Source organism: Billgrantia pellis, assembly GCF_008297955.1.
Classification (GTDB): Bacteria; Pseudomonadota; Gammaproteobacteria; order Pseudomonadales; family Halomonadaceae; genus Halomonas; species Halomonas pellis.
On record NZ_VTPY01000009.1, the window covers coordinates 120,524 to 129,212 of the forward strand.

The following is an 8,689-nucleotide window of genomic DNA, read 5'->3' on the forward strand; positions in this document are numbered from 1 at the left end:
CGGCCGTCCAGCGCCTAATCCGCCTCGAGTCCGAGGTTGCTTACGCCACCGTTACGCCCTAGCTGCCTCAGCGTCTTGAGCGCGTCGCGGTCGAGAGGGTTTTCTACCGCCTCCAGCACCGCATCCTGAAAGTCGTTCTCGTCCGCCATCAACGGGTGGCGTTTTACCCGTTCGGCGAGACGTCGCGCATCCACTTCGCCCTCTGTCAGTTCGATGTAGGCACGAACCCCGCCCTTGGAGGCGCGGCTGACCTCCAATACCGCCTCCGGGGCATCGCCGCGCAGCGTATCGAGCAGCGACGCGAGCGCCACCGTTGCCTCCACGGCACGGCGGGCACCGAAGCTGTCATCATCGGGAAGCGGCTCGAGGCCGGCAAGTTTCTCTGCCTGCCGGTCGAAGTCGATGCGTGCCTCGCGTACGGCGAGCTGCTCCCATACCAGATCGAGGATCGCGCGCAAGCCTGACGGATCGCCGTGGCCGGTCATCTGCACATAGAGCGCATAGTTGGGCAGCAACCGCTCGCACAGCGCCGCCATGAAGGCCTGCTGTTGGCGTGGCGAAAGAGCCTGCAACCGCTGATGAAAGCCCGCTCTCGGCTGGCTCATGAATTCTCCTTGTGAATCGGTGGTCAGAAGAAGGCGTGGCGTGAGCGGCATGGTGCCGCGCGGCTCATGACAAGCGGCTCATGGCCAAAGCGCTTCCGCCGTCACGCGCCCGCGCGTGTCGAAAGGAACGCCCTCGGCGAGCAGCCGCTGGCGCTGCTCGGGGGCACCGGGGTGCTCTGCCAGGCGTCGCGATGCGGTGATCACGCGAAACCATGGCAACGCATGCCCTTCCGGCAGCTCGCGCAGAGCGCGGGCCACCAGTCTCGGCGTGGCGCCATCGGTCATCGCGGCGATACGCCCATAGGTCGTCACGCGCCCCTCGGGTATCGCGGCAAGAATGGTCAGGATCTGTTCGCGCAGCGCCGGCTTCATGTACGCTGCCCTCCTCTTTTTCCGTGTCATCCCTCAACGGCGAGGTTCCCATGCACCTGCACCTTCTTCAACACAGCCCGCACCATGGTCCAGGCCGCATCGCCGACTGGCTGACCAGCATGGGCCACAGCCATACCGTCTTTCACCTGCACGCGGGCGAGGCGCCGCCCAGCCTGGCCGATGGCGACGCTCTGATCGCCCTCGATGGCCCCATGTCCATCATGGACGATGCGCATCACCCCTGGCTCAAGCGTGAGCGTAAGCTGATCGCCAGGGCGCTGGACGGCAATAAACCGCTGCTCGGCATCGGCTTGGGCGCCCGGCTGATCGCCGCCGAACTCGGCGCCATGGTAGGCCGCGGCACCTTCGCCGAAGTCGGCTGGCATGACGTGACACTGGCCCCGGATAGCCCCTTCGATCTCCCGGAGCAGTTCACCGCCTTCATGTGGCATCGCGATGTCTTCGCCCTGCCCGAGGACGCTCTGCCGCTTGGCGGCAGCTCCGGCAGCCCGGTGCAGGGCTTCGCCTGGGATGCGGGCCGCGCGCTGGGGCTGTTGTGTCACCTCGAAGTCACCCGCGCCGACGTCAGCGGGCTGCTGGCCAGCGACGAGCGCCCGGAAGGCAGCGAAACCAGCCCCCATGCCCAGTCCAGTGCAAGCATCCTGGCCGATAGCGTGCGCTTCGATCGCCTGGCGCCGCTGCTCGACCGCCTGCTCAGCCAGTGGTTGCGTACCGCTCCCCTGTAAGGCCGATTCAGGCCGGCTGCAACTGCCCGTCCTGGCGACGCGAAGCCTCCGTCGACCAGGCGCGGGCCGCTTCCAGGCAACTCTCCCAGTCACCCACGTGCAGGAAACGGCCCGGGTCGCGCTTCTCGAGCTGATAGCGGTACATGGGATCGTAGTATTCGGTCAGCAACGGTGCCAGCCACGCCTCATGCGCCTGGCGGTTGCCGCGTTCGTGCTCGCGAAAGGCAAGCTGCTGCAGACGCTGCAACCGGGCCAGCCGGGCATGGCCCAAGCGCTTGCGCAAACGCGCCAGGGCGGTAGACAGCTGCTTGCGCATCAGAGCCCAGCCCAGCCACTCGCCGAAGTGATGACGATAGAGGGACCATAGATCGTCGATATAGTCCTTGTGGATCTGCGCCAGTCGCCAGTCGAGAGGCATCTCTACCCGAACCCGAGGAGCGCGCTCCATCGCCCGCCAGAAGGTGAGCGGCACGTTGGCGGCCCCGATATGGCGCGACTCGTCCTCCACCACCAGCGGGCCAGACAGCGACAGCAACCGAAGCCCCATGGCATGCTCGAAATCGATCTGGCTGGGTGCCGGCAGCGGATGACGGCCGAAGGCCGAGCCCTTGTGGCGGGCGCAGCCCTCGAGGTCGAGCCCGTTGGGCAGTGCCTGGATCAGCGCCGTCTTGGCGCAGCCGGTCAGCCCACCAACCACCAGCAGCGGTTGCCCCGCCGCCATGTCAATGTGCTGGCACAGCGCCTGACGCATCGCCTTCCAGCCGCCGCGGATGCGCGGACGTTCAATACCGCTCTCGGCCAGCCACTGCTGGGCGATCTGCGAGCGCAGTCCGCCGCGATAGCAGTAGATCACCGCATCGGGGTGCGCTTCGATCCTACTCCGCCAAGCACCGATGCGTGACGCCCTGATCCCCCCACTGACCAGCCGTTGTCCCAGCGCGATGGCAGCCTGCTGGCCGTGATGCTTGTATTCGATGCCCACCAGGCGACGCTCTTCGTCATCCATCAGCGGCAGGTTGGTCGCCCCGGGCAGGCCGCCCTGGGCGAACTCCACCGGCGCTCGCACGTCGATCAGCGGCTTCCCTTGGCGTAGCAGGGAGAGGTCGGGCTCGATCAGGGGCAGATTCACCCGCGCACCTCGATCAGGGCCTGACCTTCGGCCTTGACCACTTCACCGAACGGTACCAGTTCGATGCCATGCTCACGGCCGATGCGCTCGACATCGTCCTCCCAGGAGGGGTGCACCGAGAGCAGCAGTCCGCCGGAGGTCTGCGGATCGCACAACCACTGCCAGTGCGGCTCGTCCATCTCCTTCAGCGCCGCGCCCAAGGCATCACGGTTGCGATGCGTGCCACCGGGCACCGCACCGCGACGGCGATAGGCCTCGGCTTCGGCCAGACGCGGCAAGCGGCGGAAATCAATGCGCGCGGCCACGCCGCTGGCCTGGCATACCTCGGTCAAATGTCCGGCCAGGCCGAAGCCGGTCACGTCGGTCATGGCATGCACTCCCGTCACTCTGGCCAGGTCCATGCCGATCAGGTTGGGCTTCAGCATGGTTTCGCGGGCCAGGTTCTGATGGCCAGACTCGAGCAGTCCTTTCTTTTCGGCGGTGGTTAAAAACCCCACGCCCAGCGGCTTGGTCAGGAACAGCAGGTCGCCCACCTGGGCGCCCCTGTTGAGCTTGAGGTGATCGAGATCGACCAGGCCGTTGACCGCCAGGCCGAAGATCGGCTCCGGCGCGTCGATGGAGTGTCCGCCGGCCAATGCCAGGCCCAGCTCGCGGCACACGCCCTGGGCACCGGCTACCACATCGCCGGCGATATCGGGGCCGAGCTTGTCCAGCGGCCATCCCAAGATGCCCAGCGCCAGCACCGGCTTGCCGCCCATGGCGTAGACGTCGCTGATGGCGTTGGTAGCGGCGATGCGACCGAAATCGAAGGGATCATCGACGATCGGCATGAAGAAGTCGGTAGTGGCGATCATGCCGCGGCCATCCCCCAGGTCGTACACGGCCGCATCCTCGCGGCCCTGGTTGCCCACGATCAGACGCGAATGGGTTGCCCCAGGGCCGGCCTTGGCCAGGATACTGTCGAGTACGTCAGGGGCAATTTTGCAGCCACAGCCGGCACCATGGCTGTATTGAGTCAGGCGAATCGCGCTCATCTCGTTCTCCTTGGCCAGTTCAGTCGTCATTCTACCGCAGTGGGACGCCCTTGCCTCACAGCGCCTCGAGGGCGTCGGCCAGCTTGTCCACGGCCACGACCTCCATGCCATCGGGCGCTCGCTTGGGCGCATTGGCCCGCGGCACGATAGCCCGGGTGAAGCCGTGCTTGGCCGCCTCGACGATGCGCTCCTGGCCGCTGGGCACCGGGCGGATTTCTCCCGAGAGCCCCACCTCCCCGAACGCCACCAGCTCCCGCGGTAGGGGACGGTTCTGCAAGCTCGACACCACGGCGAGTAGCACGGCCAGGTCGGCACTGGTCTCGAGCACCTTGACCCCACCGACGACGTTGAGGAACACGTCTTGGTCACCGGTGAACAGCCCGCCATGGCGATGCAGTACCGCCAGCAGCATGGCCAAGCGATTCTGGTCGAGGCCCACCGCGACCCGCCGTGGATTACCCAGCGCCGACTCGTCGAGCAACGCCTGGACCTCTACCAGCAGCGGACGCGTCCCCTCCCAGACCACCATCACCAGACTGCCAGGCGCCTGCTCTTCGGCACGAGACAGGAAGATGGCGCTAGGGTTCTTCACCTCCTTCAGGCCATGTTCGAGCATGGCGAAGACGCCCAGTTCATTGACCGCACCAAAGCGGTTCTTCTGTCCGCGCAGGGTGCGAAAGCGAGAGTCGGCACTGCCCTCGAGCAGCAGCGAGGCATCGATCATATGCTCCAGCACCTTGGGGCCGGCCAGGGTTCCGTCCTTGGTGACATGCCCCACCAGCAGCAGCACGGTATTGGACTGCTTGGCGAAGCGCGTCAGCACCGCAGCGGACTCCCGTACCTGGGCCACGCCGCCTGGCGCCGAGGCGATATCCTCCAGATGCATGGTCTGGATCGAATCGATGACGAGGATTTCGGGTCGCTCGCGCTCGGCTACCGCCAGCACCGTCTCGACGCTGGTTTCGGCCAACATCTTGAGCCCCTGAGTGGGAAGCTGCAGGCGATGGGCCCGCATTGCCACCTGGGAAAGCGACTCTTCACCGGTGACGTAGAGAACCCGACGGGCCTGGGCCAGTTTGCAGGCGGTCTGCAGCAGCAGGGTCGATTTTCCGGCTCCCGGATGGCCTCCCAACAGCACCGCCGATCCTGGCACCAACCCCCCACCCAGCACCCGGTCGAATTCATCGAAGGTGGAGGAGAGCCGCGGCACTTCGGTCAGGTCAACGCTGCCCAGGTCGACCACCTCCTTCGAGAGGCTGCCGGCATAGCCGGAACGGCCAGCCCCGCCCGCGATCGAGCCTCCCGGGCGGGGTGCGCTCAGCCGTACTTCACTGAGAGTATTCCACTCCTGGCAGCTCGAACACTGCCCCTGCCACTTGCGATACTCCGCCCCGCACTCGGTGCAGACGAAGGCACTCTTCGCTTTGGCCATGCCGGCCTCTCTCTCGCTGATCTCGGCGCCATTCTAACAAGGCGCACGTTCCCAGACGCACGAAGGCGGCCACTTGGCCGCCTTCGCTCGTCGACTACCAAGCGCTACTGGCGCTGTAGCTGTAGGGCCTCGTTGTTCTGGAACCGGCGACGCTGGGGATCAATCAGCTCCAGCGTCTCGTCGTCGATACGCAGGAAGTAGTAGACCTGGCCTTCGCCGTCGGGGGTCAGTTCGTAGACGGTGGCATCCGGATCGACGGCCGTGCCGCTGAGCACTTCCCAGTTCCCGGCATACTCTTCATCCGGCGGCTCCTGGGGATGCTCGCGGTAGCTCGCTCGCAGATCGAAGGTACGCTCCTCGAGTGAGCTCTGCTCATCACCGCGCAATCTTACGTCCAGATCGATACCCGCACAGTTACGGCAGGGCAGAGTACCTTGATAAACCACTTCGGCATCGTCCATTGCCATGTCGGCACTATCGTCGGTCGGGCCGGCCGCACAGCCGGCCAGTAAGGCCAGCATGGCCGAGCCAGCCAACAGGGTCCTTATTTGCATTTGCTCACTCCTAACCTATGGGTTTTGTCGCCGTAAACCGATGTCAGCATGAGTCACAGCATAACCCCAAAGTGCTTAGGCAGACAGTCTGGCCGCCTGATCGAACGCCACCCTCAGCCCGCAATGGGGTAGACGTGCGTAAAGACCAGCGCCAACACGATGGGCATGACCACCAGACTGCCCAAGTTGCCAATCAGCACCAGAGAGGCGACTTTGTGTGGCTCCTGCCGGTACTGTTCAGCCACTAGATAGTTGAGCACAGCGGGGGGCAGTGCGGCAAATACCCAGAGTGTTGCGGCCTGTAGCCCCGTCAGCTCCAGCCACAGTATCATCGGAACCGCCAGGACAAGCCCCGACAGCGGGCACAGCAAGGCGCCGAGCAGGCCGGTCCGCCAATCGCCGAAATCGATCTCGAGCATGCGCACCCCGAGCGCGAACAGCATTAGCGGGATGCACACCCCACCCAGCATGTGCAGTGCCTCGAGCAGCCAGCCGGGCAGCGGCACACTGCCCAGGTTGACACCCAGGCCCGCCAGGCTGGCCAGCACGATCGGCATGCGCAGCAGGCGCCACAGCGGCGTACGCGGGCTGAGCATATAAAGCCCCACCGAGAAGTGCAGCAGCATCTCGACGATAAATACCACCACCGCCGCAGGCAACGCCGCCTCGCCGAAGGCGAGCACCAGCAACGGGATGCCCATGTTGCCGGAATTGTTGAACATCATCGGCGGCAAGAAGGTCTTGGGCTCGAGCTTCAGCAGTTTCACCAGCGGCCAGAGCACCACGCCGGACCCCAGCACCACTACCGCTGCGCCGAGTGCCAGACCCGCGTAATCCGCCAGCGGAGCCTGGCGATCCGCCAGCACGGCGAATACCAGCATGGGCACGAAGATTTCCATGTTGAGAGTATTCAGGCTGCGGATATCGGGCGTACGAAAGCGACCATAGAGGGTGCCGCAGCCGGCAATCAGGAATACCGGCAGCAGGGTGGCGATGATCTGTGCGGTCATGAAGGGTTCCGGATAGGGTTCACTCGAAAGTGCCTAGGCTAGCACGCTCCCGACTTGCGCGGTCAGGGCGCAGCGGTCAACATGGCTGAGTCATGTCCTGACAGCCAAGCGAGAGACCATGAGCCAGCTCTGGAGCCCGGCGGTACGCGAACTGACGCCCTACGTCCCGGGCGAACAGCCACGTGAAAAACTGATCAAGCTGAACACCAACGAGAACCCTTACCCGCCAGCCCCCGGTGTCGAGGCGGTATTGCGCGAGTACCCGGTCGATCACCTGCGACTTTATCCCGATCCGCAGTCCCTGGCCCTGCGACAGGCACTGGCCCGAGAGCACGGTGTGGAAGTGGAGCAGGTATTCGTTGGCAACGGTTCCGATGAGGTACTGGCCCTGGCCTTCCAAGCCTTCTTCTGTCATGACCGTCCGCTCGAGATGCCCGACATCACCTACAGCTTCTACCCGGTCTACTGCAAGCTGTATGGCATCGAGCGGCGTGGCCTACCCCTCGATAGCGATTGGCGAGTCGACCTCGATGCCTTTACCGCCGACAGTGGCGGCGCCATCTTCGCCAACCCCAACGCGCCCACAGCACATGGTCACTCCCGTAGCGCCATTGCCGGCCTGCTCGAGCGAATCACCCACCGGGTGGTCCTGATCGATGAGGCCTATGTCGATTTCGGCGGCGAGAGCGCCGTGCCACTCATCAGCCGTTTTTCCAACCTGCTGGTAATCGGCACCTTTTCGAAGTCGCGCAGTCTGGCCGGCCTGCGCCTGGGCTATGCCATCGGTTCACGCGAGCTGGTCGAGGGGCTCGAGCGGGTCAAGGATTCCTTCAACTCCTACCCCATCGATAGTCTGGCCAGTACGCTCGGGGTTGCCTCATTGAAGGATCGCGAGCACTTCGACGCTTGCCGCGAGCGCGTCATCACTACCCGCGAGCGTACCGTTCGCCGCCTCGCAGAGCTCGGCTTCAAGGTACTGCCCTCGCAGGCCAACTTCGTTCTGGCGTGCCACCCCAGGCACGATGCCGCCCAACTCTTCGTCAGTCTGCGCGAGCGGGGCATTCTGGTGCGCCACTTCAATAGCGAGGCGCTGCGCGACTTCCTGCGCATCTCGATCGGCACCGACGACGAGATGGATAGCCTGATAGAAGCCTTCGAGTTGCTCTGCCGTTGAGTTATCCCCGAGGGCGCCGCTCGGCGCCCCTATCGCTCCGGAGACTCACATCATGCGCACCTCGCCCCTTCCTCTGTCAGGCATTCATCATGTCGCCCTGATCACTGCCGACTACCCCCAGGCCAAGCGTTTCTATCTCGACGTACTGGGCGCAGAAGTGCTCAATGAGACCTATCGCGAGGAGCGCAACAGTCACAAGCTGGACTTGCGTCTCCCCGGCGGTATCCAGTTGGAACTCTTCTCTTTTCCCGAGCCACCGGCACGCCTCAACTACCCCGAGGCCTGTGGCTGGCGCCACCTTGCCCTGGCCACCACCGATCTGGACGCTTGCGTGAAGGTACTCGAGGAACGCGGTGCACGGCCCGAGCCCATTCGCACCGATGCGCTAACGGGATCCCGCTTCACCTTCCTGAGCGACCCGGACGGCACTCCCATTGAGCTGTACGAAGAGAAATGACAGGCAAAGAAAAACCCCGAGCGCTTTGGCACTCGGGGTTTTGAGTGGACCCAAACGACAAAACCCAGCCTCTCTCGAAGCTGGGTTTCTGAAGAGATGCCTGACGATGACCTACTCTCGCATGGGGAAGCCCCACACTACCATCGGCGCTGAGCGGTTTCACTGCTGAGTTCGGC

General features: G+C 64.6%; 10 protein-coding genes and 1 rRNA gene. 3 read left to right on the forward strand and 8 right to left on the reverse strand.

Annotated features, from left to right (window positions below; genetic code table 11):
• Nucleotides 1-14 precede the first annotated feature (14 nt).
• Both F0A17_RS20250 and F0A17_RS20255 read right to left on the reverse strand, forming a co-directional pair.
• On the reverse strand, nt 15-605 hold the full coding sequence (locus tag F0A17_RS20250) for a YjaG family protein (protein ID WP_149330176.1): 591 nt from the start codon (nt 603-605) through the stop codon (nt 15-17).
• Between the two features lie 78 nt (nt 606-683).
• Nucleotides 684-977 (reverse strand): MGMT family protein, encoded by a 294-nt coding sequence (locus F0A17_RS20255; RefSeq protein WP_149330177.1) that lies wholly within the window; start codon nt 975-977, stop codon nt 684-686.
• Between the two features lie 50 nt (nt 978-1,027).
• Here F0A17_RS20255 and F0A17_RS20260 point away from each other — a divergent pair, with 50 nt between their 5' ends.
• On the forward strand, nt 1,028-1,723 hold the full coding sequence (locus F0A17_RS20260; RefSeq protein ID WP_149330178.1) for a type 1 glutamine amidotransferase: 696 nt from the start codon (nt 1,028-1,030) through the stop codon (nt 1,721-1,723).
• Between the two features lie 7 nt (nt 1,724-1,730).
• On the opposite strand, the gene mnmH is transcribed toward F0A17_RS20260, so the two are convergent.
• From mnmH to F0A17_RS20285, 5 genes are all read right to left on the reverse strand, one after another.
• Nucleotides 1,731-2,852, reverse strand: coding sequence for a tRNA 2-selenouridine(34) synthase MnmH (gene mnmH / locus F0A17_RS20265; RefSeq protein ID WP_149330179.1), 1,122 nt, complete (start codon nt 2,850-2,852; stop codon nt 1,731-1,733).
• A complete protein-coding gene (gene selD, locus F0A17_RS20270) occupies nt 2,849-3,886 on the reverse strand; it encodes a selenide, water dikinase SelD (protein WP_149330180.1) in 1,038 nt (345 codons plus the stop codon). Before selD ends, mnmH begins: the two co-directional genes overlap by 4 nt.
• A gap of 55 nt (nt 3,887-3,941) precedes the next feature.
• The gene (gene radA / locus F0A17_RS20275; protein ID WP_149330181.1) at nt 3,942-5,318 is read right to left on the reverse strand and encodes a DNA repair protein RadA; all 1,377 of its coding nucleotides are present in this window, start codon (nt 5,316-5,318) and stop codon (nt 3,942-3,944) included.
• 104 nt (nt 5,319-5,422) lie between these two features.
• A complete protein-coding gene (locus tag F0A17_RS20280; RefSeq protein WP_149330182.1) occupies nt 5,423-5,872 on the reverse strand; it encodes a copper resistance protein NlpE N-terminal domain-containing protein in 450 nt (149 codons plus the stop codon).
• Between the two features lie 113 nt (nt 5,873-5,985).
• Nucleotides 5,986-6,882, reverse strand: a complete 897-nt coding sequence (locus F0A17_RS20285) for an AEC family transporter (protein ID WP_149330183.1) — start codon at nt 6,880-6,882, stop codon at nt 5,986-5,988.
• 118 nt (nt 6,883-7,000) lie between these two features.
• On the opposite strand from F0A17_RS20285, the gene hisC reads away from it, so the two are divergent.
• Both hisC and gloA2 read left to right on the forward strand, forming a co-directional pair.
• Entirely contained in the window at nt 7,001-8,056 is a 1,056-nt protein-coding gene (gene hisC / locus F0A17_RS20290; RefSeq protein ID WP_149330184.1) for a histidinol-phosphate transaminase, read from the forward strand.
• Between the two features lie 52 nt (nt 8,057-8,108).
• Entirely contained in the window at nt 8,109-8,513 is a 405-nt protein-coding gene (gene gloA2, locus F0A17_RS20295) for an SMU1112c/YaeR family gloxylase I-like metalloprotein (RefSeq protein WP_149330185.1), read from the forward strand.
• A gap of 98 nt (nt 8,514-8,611) precedes the next feature.
• Here the strand turns inward: gloA2 and rrf are convergent.
• Nucleotides 8,612-8,689, reverse strand: a 5S ribosomal RNA gene (rrf, locus tag F0A17_RS21050); the annotation flags it as partial.

What these genes read in the sequence shown, in the direction of transcription:
- F0A17_RS20280 (WP_149330182.1), bottom strand. Translation starts at nt 5,872, where the DNA reads ATGCAAATAAGGACCCTGTTGGCTGGCTCGGCCATGCTGGCCTTACTG.
- F0A17_RS20260 (WP_149330178.1), top strand. Translation starts at nt 1,028, where the DNA reads ATGCACCTGCACCTTCTTCAACACAGCCCGCACCATGGTCCAGGCCGC.
- radA (WP_149330181.1), bottom strand. Translation starts at nt 5,318, where the DNA reads ATGGCCAAAGCGAAGAGTGCCTTCGTCTGCACCGAGTGCGGGGCGGAG.
- hisC (WP_149330184.1), top strand. Translation starts at nt 7,001, where the DNA reads ATGAGCCAGCTCTGGAGCCCGGCGGTACGCGAACTGACGCCCTACGTC.
- F0A17_RS20255 (WP_149330177.1), bottom strand. Translation starts at nt 977, where the DNA reads ATGAAGCCGGCGCTGCGCGAACAGATCCTGACCATTCTTGCCGCGATA.
- selD (WP_149330180.1), bottom strand. Translation starts at nt 3,886, where the DNA reads ATGAGCGCGATTCGCCTGACTCAATACAGCCATGGTGCCGGCTGTGGC.
- gloA2 (WP_149330185.1), top strand. Translation starts at nt 8,109, where the DNA reads ATGCGCACCTCGCCCCTTCCTCTGTCAGGCATTCATCATGTCGCCCTG.
- F0A17_RS20285 (WP_149330183.1), bottom strand. Translation starts at nt 6,882, where the DNA reads ATGACCGCACAGATCATCGCCACCCTGCTGCCGGTATTCCTGATTGCC.
- F0A17_RS20250 (WP_149330176.1), bottom strand. Translation starts at nt 605, where the DNA reads ATGAGCCAGCCGAGAGCGGGCTTTCATCAGCGGTTGCAGGCTCTTTCG.